The organism is Enterobacter cloacae complex sp. P40C2 (assembly GCF_014930695.1).
Lineage (GTDB): Bacteria > Pseudomonadota > Gammaproteobacteria > Enterobacterales > Enterobacteriaceae > Enterobacter > Enterobacter pasteurii.
Genome location: NZ_JADBRP010000001.1, coordinates 668,447 through 690,654 on the forward strand (window position 1 = coordinate 668,447; position 22,208 = coordinate 690,654).

22 protein-coding genes and 1 pseudogene are annotated in these 22,208 nt (G+C 53.2%); 15 read left to right on the forward strand and 8 right to left on the reverse strand.

Features of this window, described 5'->3' with window-relative positions; genetic code table 11:
* Window positions 1-53 precede the first annotated feature (53 nt).
* Entirely contained in the window at window positions 54-1,553 is a 1,500-nt protein-coding gene (locus IM304_RS03220) for a cyclic diguanylate phosphodiesterase (RefSeq protein ID WP_193356277.1), read from the forward strand.
* 4 nt (window positions 1,554-1,557) lie between these two features.
* Here the strand turns inward: IM304_RS03220 and IM304_RS03225 are convergent, their stop codons facing one another.
* Window positions 1,558-1,803 (reverse strand): DUF2543 family protein, encoded by a 246-nt coding sequence (locus IM304_RS03225; RefSeq protein WP_148419168.1) that lies wholly within the window; start codon window positions 1,801-1,803, stop codon window positions 1,558-1,560.
* Between the two features lie 75 nt (window positions 1,804-1,878).
* Window positions 1,879-2,007: pseudogene (locus IM304_RS22215) on the reverse strand (NADP-dependent isocitrate dehydrogenase); the annotation flags it as partial.
* A gap of 424 nt (window positions 2,008-2,431) precedes the next feature.
* Here IM304_RS22215 and IM304_RS03230 point away from each other — a divergent pair.
* Window positions 2,432-3,523, forward strand: coding sequence for a glycosyltransferase family 9 protein (locus IM304_RS03230; protein ID WP_193356278.1), 1,092 nt, complete (start codon window positions 2,432-2,434; stop codon window positions 3,521-3,523).
* Between the two features lie 255 nt (window positions 3,524-3,778).
* On the opposite strand, the gene icd is transcribed toward IM304_RS03230, so the two are convergent.
* Entirely contained in the window at window positions 3,779-5,029 is a 1,251-nt protein-coding gene (gene icd, locus IM304_RS03235) for an NADP-dependent isocitrate dehydrogenase (protein ID WP_148421697.1), read from the reverse strand.
* A gap of 117 nt (window positions 5,030-5,146) precedes the next feature.
* On the opposite strand from icd, the gene rluE reads away from it, so the two are divergent.
* Genes rluE through purB form a run of 5 tightly spaced genes read left to right on the forward strand, consistent with a single transcriptional unit; the run spans window position 5,147 to window position 9,482 of the window.
* Window positions 5,147-5,809: a 23S rRNA pseudouridine(2457) synthase RluE gene (gene rluE / locus IM304_RS03240; protein ID WP_193356279.1), complete on the forward strand. Its 663-nt coding sequence runs from the start codon at window positions 5,147-5,149 to the stop codon at window positions 5,807-5,809.
* On the forward strand, window positions 5,809-6,282 hold the full coding sequence (locus IM304_RS03245) for an NUDIX hydrolase (protein WP_176610606.1): 474 nt from the start codon (window positions 5,809-5,811) through the stop codon (window positions 6,280-6,282). The genes rluE and IM304_RS03245 overlap by 1 nt, the downstream gene beginning before the upstream one ends.
* Window positions 6,283-6,322: 40 nt before the next feature.
* On the forward strand, window positions 6,323-7,435 hold the full coding sequence (gene mnmA / locus IM304_RS03250) for a tRNA 2-thiouridine(34) synthase MnmA (RefSeq protein ID WP_193356280.1): 1,113 nt from the start codon (window positions 6,323-6,325) through the stop codon (window positions 7,433-7,435).
* A 27-nt stretch (window positions 7,436-7,462) separates the two neighbouring features.
* Window positions 7,463-8,092: a high frequency lysogenization protein HflD gene (gene hflD, locus IM304_RS03255; RefSeq protein WP_148421701.1), complete on the forward strand. Its 630-nt coding sequence runs from the start codon at window positions 7,463-7,465 to the stop codon at window positions 8,090-8,092.
* A gap of 19 nt (window positions 8,093-8,111) precedes the next feature.
* Window positions 8,112-9,482 carry an adenylosuccinate lyase gene (gene purB, locus IM304_RS03260; protein ID WP_193356281.1) on the forward strand — a complete coding sequence of 457 codons (1,371 nt, stop codon included), beginning with the start codon at window positions 8,112-8,114 and terminating at the stop codon, window positions 9,480-9,482.
* A gap of 107 nt (window positions 9,483-9,589) precedes the next feature.
* Here purB and IM304_RS03265 read toward each other — a convergent pair whose 3' ends face one another.
* A complete protein-coding gene (locus IM304_RS03265) occupies window positions 9,590-9,982 on the reverse strand; it encodes a hypothetical protein (RefSeq protein ID WP_193356282.1) in 393 nt (130 codons plus the stop codon).
* A 401-nt stretch (window positions 9,983-10,383) separates the two neighbouring features.
* On the opposite strand from IM304_RS03265, the gene IM304_RS22410 reads away from it, so the two are divergent.
* A complete protein-coding gene (locus IM304_RS22410) occupies window positions 10,384-10,473 on the forward strand; it encodes a YnaM/YnfT family protein (RefSeq protein ID WP_370627195.1) in 90 nt (29 codons plus the stop codon).
* 361 nt (window positions 10,474-10,834) lie between these two features.
* Here IM304_RS22410 and IM304_RS03270 read toward each other — a convergent pair whose 3' ends face one another.
* Window positions 10,835-11,176, reverse strand: coding sequence for a DUF1971 domain-containing protein (locus IM304_RS03270; RefSeq protein WP_176610610.1), 342 nt, complete (start codon window positions 11,174-11,176; stop codon window positions 10,835-10,837).
* A 543-nt stretch (window positions 11,177-11,719) separates the two neighbouring features.
* Between IM304_RS03270 and phoP the strand changes: the two genes are divergently transcribed.
* The 3 genes from phoP (at window position 11,720) to IM304_RS03285 (ending at window position 15,067) form a co-directional block, all read left to right on the forward strand.
* On the forward strand, window positions 11,720-12,391 hold the full coding sequence (gene phoP / locus IM304_RS03275) for a two-component system response regulator PhoP (RefSeq protein WP_148421705.1): 672 nt from the start codon (window positions 11,720-11,722) through the stop codon (window positions 12,389-12,391).
* On the forward strand, window positions 12,391-13,854 hold the full coding sequence (phoQ, locus tag IM304_RS03280) for a two-component system sensor histidine kinase PhoQ (protein WP_193356283.1): 1,464 nt from the start codon (window positions 12,391-12,393) through the stop codon (window positions 13,852-13,854). Before phoP ends, phoQ begins: the two co-directional genes overlap by 1 nt.
* A 91-nt stretch (window positions 13,855-13,945) precedes the next feature.
* A complete protein-coding gene (locus IM304_RS03285; RefSeq protein ID WP_176610611.1) occupies window positions 13,946-15,067 on the forward strand; it encodes a cupin domain-containing protein in 1,122 nt (373 codons plus the stop codon).
* Window positions 15,068-15,110: 43 nt separating this feature from the next.
* Here IM304_RS03285 and pepT read toward each other — a convergent pair whose 3' ends face one another.
* Entirely contained in the window at window positions 15,111-16,334 is a 1,224-nt protein-coding gene (pepT, locus tag IM304_RS03290) for a peptidase T (protein WP_176610612.1), read from the reverse strand.
* Between the two features lie 237 nt (window positions 16,335-16,571).
* Here pepT and potA point away from each other — a divergent pair, with 237 nt between their 5' ends.
* Genes potA through potD form a run of 4 tightly spaced genes read left to right on the forward strand, consistent with a single transcriptional unit; the run spans window position 16,572 to window position 20,380 of the window.
* On the forward strand, window positions 16,572-17,720 hold the full coding sequence (gene potA / locus IM304_RS03295; RefSeq protein WP_176611231.1) for a spermidine/putrescine ABC transporter ATP-binding protein PotA: 1,149 nt from the start codon (window positions 16,572-16,574) through the stop codon (window positions 17,718-17,720).
* On the forward strand, window positions 17,704-18,561 hold the full coding sequence (gene potB, locus IM304_RS03300; protein WP_148421710.1) for a spermidine/putrescine ABC transporter permease PotB: 858 nt from the start codon (window positions 17,704-17,706) through the stop codon (window positions 18,559-18,561). The genes potA and potB overlap by 17 nt, the downstream gene beginning before the upstream one ends.
* Entirely contained in the window at window positions 18,558-19,349 is a 792-nt protein-coding gene (gene potC / locus IM304_RS03305; RefSeq protein ID WP_015570805.1) for a spermidine/putrescine ABC transporter permease PotC, read from the forward strand. Before potB ends, potC begins: the two co-directional genes overlap by 4 nt.
* Complete coding sequence (gene potD, locus IM304_RS03310) at window positions 19,346-20,380, forward strand: spermidine/putrescine ABC transporter substrate-binding protein PotD (protein ID WP_148421711.1); 1,035 nt, start codon at window positions 19,346-19,348, stop codon at window positions 20,378-20,380. The genes potC and potD overlap by 4 nt, the downstream gene beginning before the upstream one ends.
* A 34-nt stretch (window positions 20,381-20,414) precedes the next feature.
* Here the strand turns inward: potD and cobB are convergent, their stop codons facing one another.
* On the reverse strand, window positions 20,415-21,236 hold the full coding sequence (gene cobB, locus IM304_RS03315) for a Sir2 family NAD+-dependent deacetylase (RefSeq protein WP_148421712.1): 822 nt from the start codon (window positions 21,234-21,236) through the stop codon (window positions 20,415-20,417).
* A 14-nt stretch (window positions 21,237-21,250) separates the two neighbouring features.
* On the reverse strand, window positions 21,251-22,162 hold the full coding sequence (nagK, locus tag IM304_RS03320; RefSeq protein ID WP_193356284.1) for an N-acetylglucosamine kinase: 912 nt from the start codon (window positions 22,160-22,162) through the stop codon (window positions 21,251-21,253).
* Window positions 22,163-22,208 lie beyond the last annotated feature (46 nt).

Below are 22,208 nucleotides of genomic sequence, written 5' to 3' on the forward strand. Positions count from 1 at the left end.
TATAGCCTGTGTTAAGATCCCAGCACTTAAGGACGTGGCGGGACAGCAGGAAAATGAAGAAGATCATTACCGTTGCTATCATCTCAACATTACTGGTCATCCTGTCCCTGTATGCTGTTAACGCCATCATCGTTGAGCAGCAAAAGAACCGGCAGCTGGACGTTTCCCGGACGCTTTTGCACTATTCCGAAGACCTGACGCAAAATATTACCAGCGCCCTCAAAAATACCTCTGCCCGGGGATGCGATAACGCAAGCCTGGACATATACCGAAAATTAAAAATCCAGAGCCCCCATATCGCCGACGTGGGGTTTATCGAAAAAGGTAAAATCGTCTGCACTGCGTTCTGGGGCAGGCTGGCAAACCCCGTCGCCCTGCCCTCCGAGCTTCATAACACCTTAAACGGATTCAGCCTCGCGCAATTTTCGCAGAAAGGGTTCTTTACTGGCAACGCGACCATTTTTAATCATCTTATTATTTTCACCTCACGTTCGGCTTACGACAAATTTACTCCCGTTACGGCGAACTACTCGCTTCGCACTTCCACCCGGGATTTCGACAGAACCTTTTTCACCGTCACGCCGTCCAGTGACGAACAGAGCCGAATTACGTCCCCGTTATTTACGCAGTCCGTCACGCAATGCAGCAGGCAATGGGATTTGTGCGTTACCGTCACCCACTACGACGCCGGGCTGGCCTCGCTGTCGGGCATCGTCATGGTGCTGCTTTGCCTGTTTTTATATTTTATCTGGGTCGCCCTGACGCTGTTTTCGTTTCGAATTTACGAAGACCGCCTTTCGCTGGAGCGCACGCTGGTCAAGGCGGTGAAAGCGAACACGATAAGCGTGCATTTTCAGCCCATTATCCGGGTTAGCGATAAAAAAATTGTCGGGGTGGAGGTTCTGTCGAGATGGCGGGATAACAATCATAAAGACGTCTCCCCTGAGCTATTTATTCCGTTAATCAAAAAGATTGGGCTGTATCCCTATTACTACACCAACATGATTAAAAAATCGCTGGCAGAAATTGCCCCGCTGGCCAATGAATATCAGCTGATGGTTTCAGTGAACGTTGGCAGAACGGAAATTGAAGACGGCAAATTCCTGGCTGTTTTACGTCGCGAATGTTTGCTGAACAACATTCCGTTATCGCTGATAAAGGTTGAGTTATCCGAGAATGGGGTCTCTACGTCGGCAATACTTGAGGAATTTTGTGAAGAACTCAAGTCTGCGGGGGTGAAGATCTCTATCGACGATTTTGGCGTGCAAAACTCTAATCTTGCCAGGCTGACTAACCTGAAGTATGACGAGATCAAGGTCGATAAGTCGCTAGTGGATGGCATCAACGAAGATTACAAACAGGATATCCTGGCGATCTTTAGCGACGCGCTCGCTAAACTGCAAAAAACCCTTGTTTTCGAAGGGGTTGAGAGCGAAACGCAATATCAATTCATCGCCCAGAGATATCCCGATGCCCTGATACAAGGGTGGTATTTTTCAAAATCGCTGCCGCGGCAGGATCTGGCCCGCCTGCTGGCAAACCCGGCGCGATAGTGCGTTACTCATTACCCCACTGATTCAGGAACCTGGCGATATCGTCAATACGTTCTTCATCAATAGCCGCCTGGGCCGCCATCTCATGCTGCGCCTCTTCATCAATCTCTTCATTATTGTACAGACGGGTGAGCAGCATCTGGAAATAGCGTGCCAGCGGCGTGCGTTCCGCCTCATCCACCGGCTTCGCAGATTCTGTGGCATATTCATCGACAATGTCGTAAAACCTGAGCGGGATATCGTTGGTCATAGCGTTGTTTCCCTCTTTTATGCATAAAAAACGGGAACCCTCAGGCTCCCGTTCACGTTTAACCCAGCGAGTGGATTACATGTTCGCGACGATCGCGTCGCCAAACTCTGAGCATTTCAGCAGCTTAGCGCCTTCCATACCTTCAACGATCCGGCCAGGGGCTTCGAACCATTCCATGTGACGCAGGAGTATTTCATCGGAAATTTGATTATTGATGGATAGAAAAAGAAACACAACAGATAAATTATAATTTTAATGCAACCCTGGCTCCTCACCAACCAATGATTTAGCGTAACCATCTTTGGGATTGTTTGGTACTTTTGAGGATTAAGTAATTATTCAGTTTCTGGTATTGGCGTATCCCTCTTTTCTTCCATGGCCTATACTTTCAGTTTGCTCTCTGGCTGCAGCCATTTGCATAAGCTTCCCGCAGCGTTGATAATGCGGGCGAACGCTGAGTGGGTATGAGAACCTTCTTTGTCGCACTAACGCCGTAATTTTGCTCTTTAAACGCAACGGGGGACGTTGCTGCATATGATCTCCTGCTTAGCCGAAGCTATTGCTTCTGACGAGGCAGCTCGGTTAGCATTAGGATAAATTATCAATATTTCAAGATAAGGGGAAGAGCGTGATCAAATGGCTTAGGAAAGCAAACAGATCAAAAAATTATTATCTGAAAAGGACGAAATTAAAGCTTAAGCTTAGCCTCTTAAGTGAAATTACTGCTCGCGCTCGCTCTAAAAATATCGGTCATGATTTAGGCACAGATCATTTAGTAATCCCTTTCATCGCTAAGGGTATCGGAGATGCGGTTGTTATCGGGGGAGTGATTGATACTCTGGTGAAAAACGATTTCCAGGTCTCTGTTATTGCTGATAAAAAAACGCATTTTTTATTTAAGGAATGGACGACATTAGCAGGTTTGTATTTATATGAACCTCATAATAAAAAACCTTTGCTTAATGAACTGAAGAAAATAGGGCCCTTCGCGTTCATTGACTCGCATGAGATTACTCATTCAAATATTGATACATTCAATTTAATTAGACTTACCAAGCCTTTTAGAACAGTCGGCTTTACGGAAAAGTATCGAATTTATGATGAAGTCATCAATATTAAACATCCTCAGTCGCACATAAGCACCAGGTATGTAGATTTACTTGAACGTTTAGGTATCTCGGCAACAGATTATGATTATTCTGTAATCATTCCTGAAAAAGATGCCGCAGCCGCCCGGAAATTCATGCAAAAAACCACTGATAAAAAGATAATTTCCTTTATTCCTTACGGTAGCGTTAGTGAACGTTTTTTCTCCGACTTACAAATTGAAGCTATAACGAACCACATTTCAAAATACAGTCATTCATATCACACGATCATCATCGGTGAACAACACAAAATTGCCGCTATCCCTGATTCAGAGAATGTCACAAAAAACACAGTTCCATCATTCTTTTCAGCTGCACAGATAATTAAAGATAGCGCGCTGATCATTTCGCCAGATACATCATTTGTACATGTCTCAAGAGCTTTTAACAAAAAAATTATATGCGTCTACCCCTTCAAGATTATCGGCGAATCTGCTGATAACGCCGATGTTTGGGGGCCAAACTATAAATCAGCAATACAGCTTAGATTGAAAGAACGCCGCGTTATGGATGCCGATGTTCGACCTATACTAAATATGATAGATGAACAATTGAAAGATATAACAAATTAAGGTTTCGTATAGATATAAATATAATATCGTGATCGAATTTTACTCAGTCTTCTCAGGTCTCTCTATGTTTATGGCCTGAGGCTCACTCACTTCTGGCAATTGCTTAAAGTTTGCAATTTTTAAAAATATGCATGAATTGATTATTTCATTCTGAGTAAAATTGAACAACGCGCGTTTATTTTAATAACCGTTATAAGCTAAAAATAAAAAACGGGAACCCTCAGGCTCCCGTTCACGTTTAACCCAGCGAGTGGATTACATGTTCGCGATGATCGCGTCGCCAAACTCTGAACATTTCAGCAGCTTAGCGCCTTCCATCAGACGCTCGAAGTCATAGGTGACGGTTTTGGCGTTAATCGCGCCTTCCATACCTTTGACGATCAGGTCTGCGGCTTCGAACCATTCCATATGACGCAGCATCATCTCTGCGGACAGGATGATAGAGCCCGGGTTCACTTTGTCCTGGCCCGCGTATTTAGGTGCAGTACCGTGGGTCGCTTCGAACAGCGCGCACTCGTCACCGATGTTCGCGCCAGGCGCGATACCGATACCGCCAACCTGCGCCGCCAGGGCGTCAGAGATGTAGTCACCGTTCAGGTTCATACAGGCGATGACGTCATATTCAGCAGGACGCAGCAGGATCTGCTGCAGGAACGCATCGGCAATCACATCTTTAATGACGATCTCTTTGCCGGTGTTCGGGTTCTTGATCTTCTGCCACGGGCCGCCGTCGATCGGTTCACCGCCGAACTCTTCGGTCGCCAGCTGGTAGCCCCAGTCTTTGAACGCGCCTTCGGTGAACTTCATGATGTTGCCTTTGTGAACCAGGGTCACAGAGTCACGGTCGTTGGTGATCGCGTATTCGATGGCTGCACGCACCAGACGCTTGGTCCCTTCTTCGGAGCACGGCTTGATACCGATACCGCAGTGCTCAGGGAAGCGGATTTTCTTCACGCCCATCTCTTCACGCAGGAATTTAATCACTTTTTCCGCATCAGCAGAGTCAGCTTTCCATTCGATACCGGCGTAAATGTCTTCTGAGTTTTCACGGAAGATAACCATGTCGGTCAGCTCAGGGTGCTTAACCGGGCTTGGGGTGCCCTGATAATAACGTACCGGGCGCAGGCACACGTACAAATCCAGCTCCTGACGCAGCGCCACGTTCAGGGAGCGAATGCCGCCGCCGACGGGGGTGGTCAGTGGGCCTTTGATAGCTACGCGATAGTCGCGGATCAGGTCCAGCGTTTCGGCTGGCAGCCAGACGTCCTGGCCATAAATTTGAGTCGATTTTTCACCGGTGTAAATTTCCATCCAGGAAATTTTACGCTCGCCTTTGTAGGCTTTCTCAACAGCGGCATCAACCACTTTCAGCATTGCCGGGGTAACGTCGACACCGATACCATCACCTTCGATGAACGGGATAATCGGGTTGTGAGGAACGTTAATCTTGCCGTTTTGCAGGGTGATCTTTTTACCTTCCGCCGGAACAACTACTTTGCTTTCCATTAACCTCTCCTTCGAGCGCTTCTGGTTGTTACTGATCTTATGTTAATAAATTGTAATGAGCCTTCCGATAGTACCTGATTGTCCGACGCCATGAAAGGTCTTCGTTATTAGGCTATAATGCGGCAATTGATAAAGCCTGAAAATACCATGAAGAAAACTTCTTTTAGAAAACACCGGGTTGAGCGATTCAGCTCACGACAAGCTACCAGAAGAACGCCAGAAACCCAGCCGACGCGGGTGATTCTGTTCAATAAACCCTACGATGTATTGCCGCAGTTCACCGACGAGGCCGGGCGCAGCACGCTGAAAGAATACATCCCCGTTCAGGGCGTCTATGCAGCCGGGCGACTGGATCGCGACAGCGAGGGACTGTTGGTTTTAACCAACGATGGTGCCCTGCAGGCGAAGCTCACCCAGCCGGGCAAACGGACCGGGAAAATTTACTTTGTGCAGGTTGAAGGCGAGCCGGACGACGAGACGCTGGCAAAGCTGCGCAACGGCGTAACGTTAAACGACGGCCCCACCCTGCCCGCTGGTATTGAACGCGTGAATGAACCGGAGTGGCTGTGGCCGCGCAATCCCCCCATCCGTGAACGCAAATCCATACCCACCAGCTGGCTTAAGATCACCCTTTATGAAGGCCGCAACCGTCAGGTTCGCCGTATGACCGCGCACGTGGGCTTCCCTACCCTTCGCCTGATTCGCTACGCCATGGGCAGCTACACGCTGGACTCGCTGGCAAACGGGCAATGGCGGGACGTTACCCCTAAGGAGAAATAATGTTCAAACCTCATGTTACGGTTGCCTGCGTGGTTCACGCTCAGGGAAAATTTCTGGTTGTAGAAGAGAGTATCAACGGCAAGGCGCTGTGGAATCAGCCTGCCGGGCATCTTGAAGCTAATGAAACCTTACTGCAGGCAGCAAAGCGCGAGCTGTGGGAGGAAACAGGCATCCGCGCCGAGCCGCAGCACTTCATTCGCATGCACCAGTGGATTGCGCCTGACCAAACCCCTTTCCTGCGCTTTTTATTCGCCGTTGAGCTTAACGAAACGTGCGCCACTGAACCGCATGATGACGATATCGACCGCTGCCTGTGGGTCACGGCAGACGAGATACTGAACGCGCCAAACCTGCGCTCGCCGCTGGTTGCGGAAAGCATTCGCTGCTGGCAATCTGCTGGCCGCCTGCCGCTGGATGTCATCGGCGCGTTTAACTGGCCGTTTACAGAGGGTGTCAACGGTGGGGGGGCGTGATAGAATACGCCGCCTTGAAGTTCAATGTCGTGAGTATTCCATGTCAGATAACAGCCAGAAAAAAGTGATCGTCGGCATGTCCGGCGGTGTCGACTCCTCCGTTTCCGCCTACCTGTTGCAGCAGCAGGGCTATAAGGTGGAGGGCCTGTTCATGAAGAACTGGGAGGAAGACGATGGCGAGGAATACTGCACTGCCGCTGCGGATCTCGCCGATGCGCAGGCCGTGTGCGACAAGCTCGGCATCGAACTGCACACCGTTAACTTTGCCGCAGAATACTGGGACAACGTCTTTGAACTCTTCCTCGAAGAGTACAAAGCAGGCCGCACGCCTAACCCGGACATTCTGTGCAACAAAGAGATCAAATTCAAAGCCTTCCTGGAATTCGCCGCTGAAGACCTTGGCGCAGATTACATCGCGACCGGCCACTACGTGCGTCGTGCAGACGTGAATGGCAAAAGCCAGCTGCTGCGCGGTCTGGACGGCAACAAAGATCAGAGCTACTTCCTTTATACGCTGAGCCACGAACAGATTGTCCAAAGCCTGTTCCCGGTCGGCGAGCTGGAAAAGCCGGAAGTGCGTAAAATCGCTGAAGAGCTGGATCTGATCACCGCGAAGAAAAAAGACTCCACCGGTATCTGCTTTATCGGCGAGCGCAAGTTCCGCGAGTTCCTCGGCCGCTACCTGCCTGCACAGCCGGGTAAAATTGTTACCGTTGACGGCGACGAAATTGGCCAGCACCAGGGGCTGATGTACCACACCCTTGGCCAGCGTAAAGGTCTGGGTATTGGCGGCACGAAAGACGGCAGCGAAGACCCGTGGTACGTGGTCGACAAAGACGTCGAAAATAATATTCTGATTGTGGCCCAGGGTCATGACCACCCGCGCCTGATGTCCGTTGGCCTCGTCGCGCAGCAGCTGCACTGGGTCGATCGCGAGCCGCTGAAAGGCACGCTGCGCTGCACCGTGAAAACGCGCTACCGTCAGACGGATATTCCCTGCACCGTTACCGCGCTGGATGACGATCGCATTGACGTGCGTTTCGACGAACCGGTTTCCGCCGTTACCCCTGGCCAGTCAGCCGTCTTCTACAGCGGCGAAATTTGCCTCGGCGGTGGGATCATTGAACAGCGCCTGCCGCTGCCTGCTGTTTAAACCGATAGCACACATAAAGGAGACCGTGTGGCGAAGAACTATTACGACATCACCCTGGCGCTGGCGGGAATTTGCCAGTCTGCTCGTCTGGTGCAACAGCTGGCGCATCAGGGTCACTGCGACGCCGATGCCCTGCACGTTTCGCTCAACAGCGTTATCGATCTCAACCCGGGCTCTACGCTGGGTGTGTTCGGCGGCAGTGAAGCCAATCTTCGTCTCGGTCTTGAAACCCTGCTCGGCGTGCTCAACGCCAGCAGCCGTCAGGGGCTCAACGCGGAACTGACCCGCTACACCTTAAGCCTGATGGTGCTGGAACGTAAGCTGAACGCCGCAAAGGGCGCGATGAATACCCTGGGCGACCGCATCGCCGGGCTGCAGCGCCAGCTCGACCATTTCGACCTCCAGTCGGAAACCCTGCTGAGCGCAATGGCCGGTATTTACGTCGACGTAATAAGCCCGCTCGGCCCGCGTATTCAGGTCACCGGTTCACCCGCCGTACTGCAAAGCCCCCAGGTGCAGGCGAAGGTTCGCGCCTCGCTGCTAGCCGGCATTCGTGCTGCCGTGCTCTGGCACCAGGTTGGCGGCGGCCGCCTGCAATTAATGTTTTCTCGTAATCGCCTGACGACTCAGGCAAAACAAATTCTTGCTCATTGTTAACCTCCCGGAGTTGCGAATTATGGAATTATCCTCACTGACCGCCGTATCCCCTGTCGATGGACGCTACGGCGATAAAGTCAGCGCGCTGCGCGGGATCTTCAGCGAATATGGCCTGCTGAAGTTCCGTGTTCAGGTTGAAGTACGCTGGCTGCAAAAGCTGGCCGCCCAGGCAGCAATCAAGGAAGTTCCTGCTTTTGACGCAGAGGCAAACGATTACCTTGATAAAATCGTTGCCGAGTTTAGCGAAGAAGATGCCGCGCGCATTAAAACCATTGAACGCACCACCAACCACGACGTAAAAGCGGTTGAGTACTTCCTGAAAGAGAAAGTCGAAAGCGTCCCTGCCCTGCATGCGGTTTCCGAATTTATCCACTTCGCCTGTACGTCTGAAGATATCAACAACCTGTCTCACGCGCTGATGCTCTCAACCGCGCGCCAGGAAGTGGTGCTGCCTTACTGGCGTAAAATCATTGACGCGGTAAAAGCGCTGTCCGTGGAGTACCGCGACATCCCGCTGCTCTCCCGTACTCACGGCCAGCCAGCGACCCCATCGACGATGGGTAAAGAGATGGCGAACGTGGCGTACCGCATGGAGCGGCAGTATCGTCAGCTGGAACAGGTTGAGATCCTCGGCAAAATCAACGGTGCGGTCGGTAACTATAACGCCCACATCGCCGCCTACCCTGAAGTTGACTGGCACCAGTTCAGCGAAGCGTTCGTGACCTCGCTGGGCATCCAGTGGAACCCGTACACCACCCAGATTGAGCCGCACGACTATATTGCCGAGCTGTTTGACTGCATCGCTCGCTTTAACACCATCCTGATCGACTTCGATCGTGACGTCTGGGGCTACATCGCGCTGAACCACTTCAGGCAGAAAACCATCGCCGGCGAAATCGGTTCGTCCACCATGCCGCACAAAGTGAACCCAATCGACTTCGAAAACTCCGAAGGCAACCTGGGCCTGGCGAACGCCGTGCTTCAGCATATGGCGAGCAAACTGCCGGTTTCCCGCTGGCAGCGCGACCTGACCGATTCTACGGTGCTGCGTAACCTGGGCGTGGGCATTGGCTACGCGCTGATCGCGTATCAGTCTACCCTAAAAGGCGTGAGTAAACTGGAAGTGAACCGCGATCGCCTGCTGGACGAGCTGGATCACAACTGGGAAGTGCTGGCGGAGCCAATTCAGACCGTGATGCGCCGCTACGGCATCGAAAAACCGTACGAGAAGCTTAAGGAGCTGACCCGCGGCAAACGCGTTGACGCCGAAGGCATGAAGCAGTTTATCGACGGCCTGGCGTTGCCAGAAGAAGAAAAAGCGCGCCTGAAAGAGATGACCCCGGCGAACTACATTGGCCGCGCCATCACCATGGTTGACGAGCTGAAGTAATCACCCTCCCCCTTTCCGGCCGGAAAGGGGGCTGCTTTTTGGTATCGCGCCATTCTTCCGGATGGCGGACGCTTTTAATATTCCGGCACCCTCACGCCTTGCAGTGGTTAAAGCATAGTATTGGATTGATTGTTATTTTGCGGCGTGGAATAACTTTGTGGAATATACCGCTTCAGCCCGAACGGGCACAGTTTAAACTGGCAAGGTGCCTCAACCGAGCACGGCCGATCCATCTCCTGCCGATTCCCTGGGCATTCATTTTTCTTCCTGAACCCCATCCAGCCTATTGATGAAAAGGGCATTGCCTGCGCAATCCAGACCCGACGGCGTCTGTCGTTAATCAGGATCCCTTCGTTTGAGGTAGTGATAATCTCACCTGCACGAACGTAATAATCGCCCTTAAGCCATAAAATGTAATTCAGGCCATAGTGTGTTTCAACTTTGCAAAAGATAGTGCCGCTTTCCGGACTCGCAATAGTCTCAACAACCTTCCATTCCATAAGCCCCTCTTTACTCGATATTCTGCCGGTTTGTTGTGTGAAAATGCTGCTTTTATGGTATCTGTTATGAAAATCTAATTTCGCACCATAAAATAAGTGTAGACACAGATTTATCGAATGAGAACATCCTTACAAAAAAAGTGGCAATATTTACAAAACTCATGAGCAGCTTACGCGTGTCACAGATAAGAAATCGGCGTGAAACATAAGATAAGAAGAATGAGAGGCTGTTTTCCAGGCGGTTGGTTTACGGCCTGCCTTCTCGCCTGGCAAATTGAAACGCACCTGAATGAAGGCCAGAGCAAAGATTGCCCGGGTGTCGCCGATGGGTTTGAACGTTTATGAACTCATAAAGTCTAATAAACATACACAACCAAAGAAGGATCGTTATGACAGCATTTATGATCGCTACTGCCGTGGCAGTGGTTCTTGGGCTGATGATATTGAGCCTGGTTAAAATCGGCATCAGTACATCGAATAATCCCGATTAACTGCTTTAAGCTTTAGCCCGCTTAGCGTATGGAATCGCTGGATGGTTCTTTGTTGCCAGAGCCGCCAGGATACCTGTACTTATCAAACTCAACGTAAATAAAAAGGCCGCCTTAAGCAGCCTCTTTGAAAATTATCCGTTCAACGGGCGGGTTCACTCGTTACATCCTCATTCGGGAGCAGGTAAAACGGTGCCTCCTGAGACAGATACTCCTGATAATCACCCCTCTGTAACAGCGACAGCTCTGCGCAAAGTTCCTGTTCGCCGTAGTCGACCCGCTTTGAAAACTGAAAGAAGAATTTCATCATACCGTTTCTGTTCTCTGATGCGGCTCCCTGGTTGTGGTTGAGGGAGCCAGACGACTATGCTTTTTTAGCGCTGTAAACTTCTTCACCAGCGAAGGAAGGTTCAGCCCAGAAGTTGATATTAAACTGAGCATCATCGGTCATCTCAATGCGATGCCAGTACTGTGGTGGGCTGGTTGCGAAGCTGCCAGCGTTTATTACCACTTTCACTTCCGGCTCTGTCGCCTCTTCATTCGCAAAGCCATAGTAGGTCACTGTCCCTTCCATAACGCAAAGCTGACCAAAGACTCCGGCAGCGGTATTGTGATGGCTGAGAAGAGCAGCTGGAACATTTTCCTTTGTAAAAAAGGGAGTGGAACGTTTGATCGTCCAATGGCTGGGAATTCTTTGATGGCTCATACATACCTCCTGCAATAAAGATGCATTTAAAATACACTTTATGATTTTCACTGTAAAGGCAATTGAGAATAAAAATCATTAACAGGAAATGCTTTTGGGACGCCCGGCAGCACGCTTACAGGATCGGGCAGACGTATAGGTGAAATTTTCATCGTATGCCGGAGGGATACCTGCCCTCTGCCCGTGGAAAAAGCTGCGCGCCTTCAACAGTCTATAAACAGATGGCTGTTTTCTCCGAAACGCGGAAGCTTACGCTCGCAACTCGGTTAATATTACGCGCTCCGTATAAGAGCGTATTGAGGGTGAAGCCTGCCCCGGACGGCCAGCGCTAACCCTCTTCTGGTATCGGCCCCAGATAAGGCACAAACGTTGCAGCAGATTGAATCCATGTAAAGGCCATGTCCAGTTAACATGCTGAATAATCAAACGCCTGCAGCGATGCGTTCGGGGGAATGAAAACACTCATTTAATTTCATGACGCTGGTTTCAAACCCTGTAATCAGCGTTAAACTATTCATATTATTTATTAATGGAGAAGCGATAATGCGCGTACTGGTTGTTGAAGATAACGCATTGCTACGCCATCACCTGAAGGTTCAGCTTCAGGAGATGGGCCATCAGGTGGACGATGCCGAAGATGCGAAAGAAGCCGATTATTATCTCAATGAACACCTGCCGGATATCGCCATTGTCGATTTAGGGTTGCCTGACGAAGACGGCCTGTCCCTTATCCGCCGCTGGCGCAGCCATGATATTTCTCTCCCGGTGCTGGTGCTGACTGCCCGTGAAGGCTGGCAGGACAAGGTTGAAGTGCTGAGCGCAGGCGCGGACGATTACGTTACCAAGCCGTTCCATATAGAAGAGGTGGCTGCGCGCATGCAGGCGCTGCTGCGCCGCAACAGCGGGCTGGCGTCGCAGGTGATCTCACTGCCGCCGTTCCAGGTAGATCTCTCCCGCCGCGAATTTTCAATTAACGATGAGGTCATTAAGCTGACCGCATTTGAATACACCATTATGGAAACGCTGATCCGAAACAGCGGGAAGGTGGTGAGCAAAGATTCCCTGATGCTTCAGCTTTATCCGGATGCCGAGCTGCGCGAAAGCCACACTATTGACGTGCTGATGGGCCGTTTACGTAAAAAAATTCAGGCGCAGTACCCGCATGAGGTGATCACCACCGTGCGCGGTCAGGGCTACCTGTTCGAATTACGCTGATGAAAGGAATTTTGCGCCACATTTTGCCCCTTTCGCTGCGGGTGCGTTTTCTGCTGGCTACCGCTGCCGTAGTGATGGTGCTGTCTCTCTCCTACGGGATGGTGGCTCTGGTCGGGTATAGCGTAAGCTTCGATAAAACCACCTTCCGCCTGTTACGCGGAGAAAGTAACCTGTTTTATACCCTGGCGAAATGGGAAAACAACCGGATCACCGTCGAGATGCCGGAAAACCTGAATCAGCAGAGTCCGACGCTGGCGCTGATCTACGATGAAAAGGGAAAATTGCTCTGGGCGCAGCGTAATGTCCCCTGGCTGAAAAAACGCATCCGGCCGGAATGGCTGAAAACCAACGGTTTTCATGAGATAGAAGCCGATCTCAACTCCACCAGCACCCTGCTGCATGACGATCGCGCGTTACAGAACAGGCTCAACGAGATCCGTGAAGAAGATGACGACACGGAGCTGACCCACTCGGTGGCCATCAACCTTTATCCCGCCACGGTGCACATGCCGCAGTTGACCATTGTGGTGGTAGACACGATACCGGTGGAGCTGAAACGCTCATATATGGTCTGGAACTGGTTCGTCTATGTTCTGGCCGCCAACCTGCTGCTGGTGATCCCCCTGCTGTGGGTCGCTGCGTGGTGGAGCTTGCGCCCGATTGAATCCCTGGCCAAAGAGGTGCGCGAGCTGGAGGAGCATCACCGCGAGAAGCTTAACCCGGAGACCACGCGCGAACTGACCAGCCTGGTGCGCAACCTCAACCGCCTGCTGAAAAGCGAGCGAGAACGCTACGACAAATATCGTACGACCCTCACCGACCTTACGCACAGCCTGAAAACGCCGCTGGCGGTGATGCAAAGCACCCTGCGCTCAATGCGCAGTTCAAAGATGAGCGTTGATGATGCCGAGCCGGTAATGCTGGAACAGATCAGCCGCATTTCACAACAGATAGGTTATTACCTGCACCGGGCAAGTATGCGCTCCGGAAGCGCCCTGCTGAGCCGGGAGCTGCACCCGGTTGCCCCGCTGCTGGATAACCTGACCTCCGCGCTGAACAAGGTATACCAGCGTAAAGGGGTCAATATCAGCCTCGATATTTCGCCGGAAATTAGCTTTGTCGGTGAGAAAAATGACTTTATGGAGGTGATGGGCAACCTGCTTGATAACGCCTGTAAATACTGCCTGGAGTTTGTCGAGGTGTCCGCGCGCGTTACGGATAACGAACTGCATATTATCGTTGAGGACGACGGCCCCGGCATTCCCCGCAACAAACGTGAGGTGGTATTCGATCGCGGTCAACGCGCCGACACCCTGCGTCCGGGACAAGGGGTGGGATTGTCCGTCGCCCGTGAAATTGTCGATCAGTACGATGGCAGGATCGAAACCGGCGAAAGTTTGCTGGGCGGCGCCCGAATGGAGGCCATTTTTGGCCGCCAGCTGCCTGTATCGAACGATAGTTAACCCGTTATGTGAAAAATACGCGGATCGCGCACCCAGGGTTCTGTGCTTCCGTTATAATCCGTCTCAGTAAGAGCCTGCGGAATACAAAAATATGGATTATCAATTAACGCTTAACTGGCCCGAATTTATAGAACGTTACTGGCAAAAGCGCCCGGTCGTTCTTAAGCGCGGGATCAGCAATTTTATCGACCCTATCTCCCCTGACGAGCTTGCCGGTCTGGCGATGGAAAACGAAGTGGACAGCCGTCTGGTAAGCCACCAGGACGGAAAATGGCAGGTCAGCCACGGTCCATTTGAAAGTTACGATCACCTTGGCGAGAGCAACTGGTCTTTACTGGTGCAGGCGGTTAACAACTGGCACGAACCTACCGCAGCCTTAATGCGTCCTTTCCGCGCCCTGCCAGACTGGCGAATGGACGATCTGATGATCTCCTTCTCCGTTCCGGGGGGCGGCGTTGGCCCGCATCTGGACCAGTACGACGTGTTTATCATACAGGGCACCGGCCGCCGCCGCTGGCGCGTGGGCGAGAAAGTGCCGATGAAGCAGCACTGTCCGCACCCGGACCTGCTTCAGGTTGATCCGTTTGAAGGGATTATTGACGAGGAGCTTGAGCCGGGCGACATCCTCTATATCCCGCCAGGATTCCCGCATGAGGGTTATTCGCTGGAAAACTCGCTTAACTATTCTGTCGGCTTCCGCGCGCCAAGCGGCCGCGAGATGATCAGCGGATTCGCTGACTATGTGTTGCAGCGCGAGCTGGGCAGCCACCGTTACAGCGATCCGGACGTACCGTCGCGTGAGCACCCGGCAGATATTCTGCCAGAGGAGCTGGATAAGCTGCGCGGCATGATGCTGGATCTGATCAACGAGCCGGAGCACTTCAGGCAGTGGTTTGGCGAGTTTATCAGCCAGTCCCGTCACGAGCTGGACGTGGCACCGCCGGAGCCGCCGTATCAGGCAGATGAAATTTACGATGCGCTCCAGCAGGGCGATAAGCTGGTGCGTCTGGGCGGGTTACGCGTCCTGCGCATTGGCGAAGAGGTTTTCGTGAACGGCGAGAAGCTCGACTCCCCGCACCGCCCGGCGCTGGAAGCCATTGCCAGCCACATGGTGTTGACCGCGGATACCTTTGGCGACGCGCTGGACGACCCTTCTTTCCTCGCCATGCTGGCCGCGCTGGTAAACAGCGGCTACTGGTTTTTTGAAGACTAAGTCGTGATTGTGCCGGGTAGCGCTTCGCTTACCCGGCAACGCCTCATCGCTTCGCGGTTAACTCTGCAATTCGCACAATCACCTGCACCGCTTTCTCCATCCCTTCCAGCGTCACGAACTCATGCTTGCCGTGGTAGTTATACCCGCCGGTAAACAGGTTCGGGCACGGCAGCCCCATAAACGACAGCTGTGAACCATCGGTGCCGCCGCGGATCGGTTTCAACACCGGTTCGATGTCGCAATCGCGCATCGCCTGCTGAGCGATATCAAGAATGTGCGGATGCGCCATCACCTTCTCGCGCATGTTGTAATAGCTGTCTTCGATAATCAGCTCAATATAGCAGTCCGGGTGCAGCCCCTTGCCGACCTTCTTCGCGATCTCCATCATCTTGCGCTTGCGCGCCTCAAAGGCTTTGCGGTCAAAATCGCGGACGATGTAGTGCATCTGCGCGCTGTCTACGGTTCCCTTGATGCTGGTCAGGTGATAAAAACCTTCATACCCTTCCGTCATCTCCGGGCTCTCTTCGGCAGGGACTTCCGCATGAATGCGAGCGGCAAGCGACAGCGCATTGACCATTACCCCTTTCGCCGACCCCGGGTGCACGTTATTACCGACGATTTTGATGGTCACCGATGCCGCGTTGAAGTTCTCATACTCAAGTTCACCCACGCCGCCGCCATCAACGGTGTAGGCCCACCGGGCGTTGAAAGCCTCTACGTCAAAGTGTTTTGCCCCTTTCCCCACTTCCTCATCCGGCGTGAAGGCCACGCGAATGTCGCCATGGGGAATATTTTTGCCCTTCAGCACCGCCAGCGCCGTCACGATCTCGGCGATGCCCGCTTTGTCATCGGCGCCCAGCAAAGTTTTGCCGTCGGTAGTGATTAACGTCTGCCCAAGCAGCTGATGCAGGACCGGGAACATCACCGGCGACAGCACTTCATCGCCAATCCCCAGCGCTATATCACCGCCGCGGTAGTTTTCAACGATCTGCGGGTTAACGTGTTTACCGCTAAAATCGGGTGAAGTATCGACATGGGAAATAAAGCCAATAGCCGGGATATCTCCGTCCACGTTCGCCGGCAGCGTTCCCATCACGGTCCCTTTTTCGCTCAGCGTGACGTTCACCAGCCCCATGGCCTCAAGCTGCTCTTTCAAAAGGTTTAGCAGCTTCCACTGGCCTTCAGTGCTGGGCACCTGTCGGACACCCGGTTTAGATTGGGTATCCAGCGAAACGTAATGTAAAAAACGCTCAAGTAGTTTATCCATGCAGTCACCCTCACTTTTTGTGACAACATTATCATTAAGCAGCAAAACGCAAATATTGCGTCAGGTCACTTTTATCCCGCAAACGAGAACTTTTTACGTTTATATCGTTCTGCGTTAATAAATGTAGCTTATGAATAAGGGAGAAGGATTGGCGATTCAATGGGTTTGCCGTAGAATGTCCGCCCTCATTACGAGTCACCAAGGTGGTTACACACAAACCCCGCTTCAGTCTGCTGCCTGAGGCGTCTATATGGGACAGCGCGAAAATTGAATACACAACCCCGTTCCCTTTCACCACTGGTGCAACTGGAACGAATTCGTAAAAGTTTTGATGGCAAAGACGTCATTTCCGACCTCAACCTGACCATCAATGACGGTGAGTTTCTCACGCTGCTTGGCCCCTCCGGCTGCGGCAAAACCACCGTACTGCGCCTTATCGCCGGGCTGGAAAGCGTCGATAACGGCCATATCCATCTTGAGAACCAGGACATTACCCAGGTTCCTGCCGAAGACCGCCACGTCAACACCGTCTTTCAGAGCTATGCCCTGTTCCCGCACATGACCGTGTTTGAGAACGTGGCGTTTGGCCTGCGCATGCAAAAAACGCCCGCCAGCGAGATCCCGCCGCGCGTCACTGAGGCCCTGCGGATGGTGCAGCTGGAGGCGTTCGCCCAGCGCAAGCCGCATCAGCTTTCCGGCGGCCAGCAGCAGCGTGTGGCCATCGCCCGCGCCGTGGTCAATAAGCCGCGCCTGCTCCTGCTCGATGAGTCGCTCTCCGCGCTGGACTACAAGCTGCGCAAGCAGATGCAGAACGAGCTGAAGGCCCTTCAGCGCAAGCTCGGCATTACGTTCGTGTTTGTCACCCACGATCAGGAAGAGGCTTTGACCATGTCAGACCGTATCGTGGTGATGCGCGACGGTAAAATTGAACAGGACGGCACGCCGCGTGAAATTTACGAAGAGCCGAAAAACCTGTTCGTCGCCAGCTTCATAGGCGAAATCAATATCTTTAACGCTACGGTGATTGAGCGCCTGGACGAACAGCGCGTTCGCGCGAACGTCGAGGGCCGCGAATGCAATATTACCGTCAACTTTGCCGTCGAGAAGGGACAAAAGCTCAACGTCCTGCTGCGCCCGGAAGATCTCCGCGTTGACGAGATCCACGATACGGCTGAAGTCGAAGGTCTGATCGGTTACGTTCGCGAGCGCAACTACAAAGGGATGACCCTCGAATCCGTTGTGGAGCTGGAAAACGGCAAAATGGTAATGGTCAGCGAGTTCTTTAACGAGGACGATCCGGACTTCGACCATTCGCTGGATCAGAAAATGGTCATCAACTGGGTAGAAAGCTGGGAGGTTGTACTGGCTGATGAAGAACACGAGTAAGTTCCAGAATGTGGTGATTGCCACGATCGTCGGTTGGCTTGTGTTGTTTGTCTTTCTTCCCAACCTGATGATCATCGTGACCAGCTTCCTGACCCGCGACGACGCAAACTTCGTTGCGCTGGTCTTTACGCTGGACAACTACGCGCGCCTGCTCGATCCGCTCTATTTTGACGTGCTGCTGCACTCGCTCAATATGGCGCTGATTGCCACCGTTGCCTGCCTGGTGCTGGGGTATCCTTTCGCGTGGTTCCTGGCACGCCTGCCGCAGAAAGTGCGCCCGCTGCTGCTGTTTTTACTCATTGTGCCGTTCTGGACCAACTCGCTAATCCGCATCTACGGGCTGAAAATCTTCCTCAGCACGAAAGGCTATCTGAACGAGTTTCTGCTGTGGCTGGGGGTAATCGATACGCCGATCCGCATCATGTTCACGCCGGGCGCGGTGATCGTCGGGCTGGTTTATATCCTGCTGCCGTTTATGGTGATGCCGCTCTACTCCAGCATTGAAAAGCTCGATAAGCCGCTGCTGGAAGCGGCAAAAGACCTGGGCGCCAGCCGGCTGCAAACCTTTATCCGCATCATTATTCCGCTGACCATGCCGGGCATTATCGCCGGCTGCCTGCTGGTGATGTTACCTGCGATGGGTCTGTTCTACGTGTCGGACCTGATGGGCGGCGCGAAAAACCTGCTGATCGGCAACGTGATTAAGAGCCAGTTCCTGAACATCCGCGACTGGCCGTTCGGCTCGGCCACCAGCATTACGCTGACGGTGGTGATGGGGCTGATGCTGCTGGTCTACTGGCGTGCCTCGCGCCTGCTGAACAAGAAGGTGGAGCTGGAATGATCGGTCGACTGCTTCGCGGCGGTTTTATGACCGCCATTTATGCGTATCTCTATATTCCGATTATCATTTTAATCGTGAACTCGTTTAACAGCTCCCGCTTCGGGATTAACTGGCAAGGGTTTACCACCAAATGGTATGGCCTGCTGATGAACAATGACAGCCTGCTCCAGGCCGCGCAGCACTCGCTGACGATGGCGGTGTTTTCTGCCACCTTCGCCACGCTGATTGGCTCGCTGACCGCCGTGGCGCTGTACCGCTACCGTTTCCGCGGGAAGCCGTTCGTCAGCGGCATGCTGTTTGTGGTGATGATGTCCCCGGATATCGTGATGGCCATTTCACTGCTGGTGCTGTTTATGCTGCTGGGTGTCCAGCTCGGCTTCTGGTCGCTGCTGTTCTCGCATATCACCTTCTGCCTGCCGTTCGTGGTGGTTACGGTCTATGCGCGTCTGAAAGGGTTCGATGTGCGAATGCTGGAAGCAGCGAAGGATCTCGGCGCCAGCGAGATGACGATTCTGCGCAAAATCATCCTGCCGCTGGCGATGCCTGCCGTGGCCGCCGGGTGGCTGCTCAGCTTTACCCTGTCGATGGATGATGTGGTGGTCTCCTCCTTCGTCACCGGGCCGAGCTATGAAATTCTGCCGTTAAAGATCTACTCAATGGTTAAGGTCGGTGTTTCACCCGAAGTGAACGCGCTGGCGACGATTCTGCTGGTGTTATCGCTGGTTCTGGTCATCGCCAGCCAGGTTATTGCTCGTGATAAAACAAAATCTCAGGGGACACAGAAATGAAAAAAATGCTAGCCGCCGCGGCACTGGTGCTCGGAATGGGTGCCGCGCATGCTGATGACAGCAAAACGCTCTATTTCTACAACTGGACCGAGTACGTGCCGCCGGGCCTGCTGGAACAGTTCACCAAAGAGACGGGCATCAAGGTGATCTATTCCACCTATGAGTCGAATGAAACCATGTACGCCAAGCTTAAAACCTACAAAGATGGCGCGTATGACCTGGTGGTGCCGTCGACCTATTTCGTCGACAAAATGCGCAAGGAAGGCATGATCCAGAAGATCGACAAAACGAAGCTAACCAATTTTTCAAACCTCGATCCGGAGATGCTTAACAAGCCGTTTGACCCGAATAACGACTACTCCATCCCGTATATCTGGGGCGCGACGGCAATTGGCGTTAACAGCGACGCCATCGATCCCAAAACGGTTTCAGGCTGGGCCGACCTGTGGAAACCGGAATACAAAAGCAGCCTGCTGTTAACCGACGATGCGCGCGAAGTGTTCCAGATCGCGCTGCGTAAACTTGGCTACTCCGGCAACACCACCGATCCAAAAGAGATCGAGGCGGCTTATAACGAGCTGAAAAAGCTGATGCCAAACGTGGCGGCGTTCAACTCGGACAACCCGGCCAACCCGTATATGGAAGGTGAGGTGAATCTGGGCATGGTCTGGAACGGCTCTGCGTTTGTAGCGCGTCAGGCCGGTACGCCGCTGGAAGTGGTCTGGCCGAAAGAAGGTGGGATCTTCTGGATGGACAGCCTCTCGATTCCGGCCAACGCGAAAAACGTCGATGGCGCGCTGAAGCTGATTAACTTCCTGCTGCGCCCTGATGTGGCAAAAGAGGTTGCGGAAACCATCGGTTACCCGACGCCAAACCTGGCCGCACGCAAGCTGTTAAGCCCCGACGTTGCGAACGATAAATCGCTCTATCCGGATGCGGAAACCGTCAGCAAAGGGGAATGGCAGAACGACGTCGGTGACGCGAGCCGCCTTTATGAAGAGTATTACCAGAAGCTAAAGGCGGGTCGATAAACAATAACGGGCGACGTACAATCGCCCGTTACGCTTACAGCCCCTTCAGAAGTTTATCCACAAAGGCCGGCACCACTTCACTCGCCAGGCCGTAATGCTTCTCTTCAAACTCGCTTCCTACCTGGCTTGGCTCCAGATTGAGCTCCACCGTGTGGGCGCCCTGCAGTCGCGCTTCGTGCACAAATCCCGCGGCCGGATAGACATGCCCTGAGGTGCCGATAGCGATAAAGACGTCCGCCATCGCCAGCGCACTGTAGATATCGTCCATCCCCAGCGGCATTTCACCAAACCAGACCACGTGCGGGCGCAGACGCGAAGGGAACTGGCAGCAGTGGCACCGGTCCTCGTCCAGCACGTCCTCTTTCCAGTCCAGCACCTGGCCGCTCCAGGCACAGCGCACCTTGAGCAGTTCGCCATGCATATGGATGATATTGTGGTTACCGGCTCTTTCATGAAGGTTGTCGATATTCTGCGTGACCAGCAGAAAACGATCCCCCAGCGCTTCCTCCAGCCTGGCCAGCGCCAGGTGCGCCGCGTTTGGCGCAATCTCCGGCTGCTGAAGCTGGCGGCGACGGGCGTTGTAAAACGCCTGCACCAGCGCCGGATCGCGGGCAAAGCCTTCCGGCGTCGCCACGTCTTCAACCCGATGCTCTTCCCACAGCCCGTCCGCTGCGCGGAAGGTCTGAATACCGGATTCAGCGGAGATCCCCGCCCCGGTTAACACCACCACTCTGGGTTTGTCCATCGCTTCTGGCATCATCCTGTCTCTGAAAAAGATCCGCTGACGCAGGCGTTCACGTAAGCGGCGTTTATTTTTGCGAAAACGGCTGAGTCGACCCTGGCGACGCGACAGCATAGTAACCTCGTAAACTAATCGGTGAGATGAAGGAATGCGGCTCCGCGCATGCCTCCTGCGTCCCCGTGTCGTGCACGCTCAATGCGCGGCACGCGGGCAACCGGCAATAAATGTCGGGGCAAACGCCCGGACAACCGTTCCGTAATCGCGGTAAAGTTTGACAGCCCTCCCCCGATCACCAGCAGGTCCGGGTCAACGATGGTCAGGATATTTCCCAGACACACCGCCAGCAGGTCGAGATAGCGTTCAACGTGCTCTCGCGCCTGCGCATCCCCTTGTTCCCACAAGGTAATGATTTGGGGGGCCTCACGTTTCTGATGATAGAAGTGTTCATACAGCCATGCAAACCCCCGTCCCGACAGATAGTTTTCAATACAGCCGTGCTGGCCGCAGCCGCAGCGGGTAAGCGGGAAATCGCGCCCGACTACGTCCAGCGCGTCCACCGGGAGACGGATGTGGCCAAATTCGCCGGTGATGTAGCTGCGCCCGGTGATGGGTTTGCCGTTAATGACAATCCCCCCTCCGACGCCCGTGCCGAGGATCAGCCCCATCACCAGCGGGTAGCGACGAAACTCGTCGTCCCAGGCTTCGGAGAGGGCAAAGCAGTTGGCATCGTTGTCTAAGCGCACGTCGCGTTCAAGGAGGGCAGAGAGATCGGCGCGCAGCGGCTTGCCGCTGGCGGCGGGTACGTTGGCGGCATACAGCGTGCCGTCGTCGGTTTCGGGCATACCCGGAATACCAATGCCGACGCTGCCCTTGACGCCAAAGCGTTCATCCGCCTGCGCCACCAGCGCGGCGATGGCGGTTAAAAATTCATCGTAGCTATCGCGCGGCGTGGGCACGCGGGTTTCCCACTGGAGTTTGAGATCGTTATCAAAAACGCCGAGCGCAATCTTGGTGCCGCCAATATCAAATCCGTAATACATGATGCATTCCTCTGCTTGATTCAGCGGCCAAAAGACCGCTAAACCA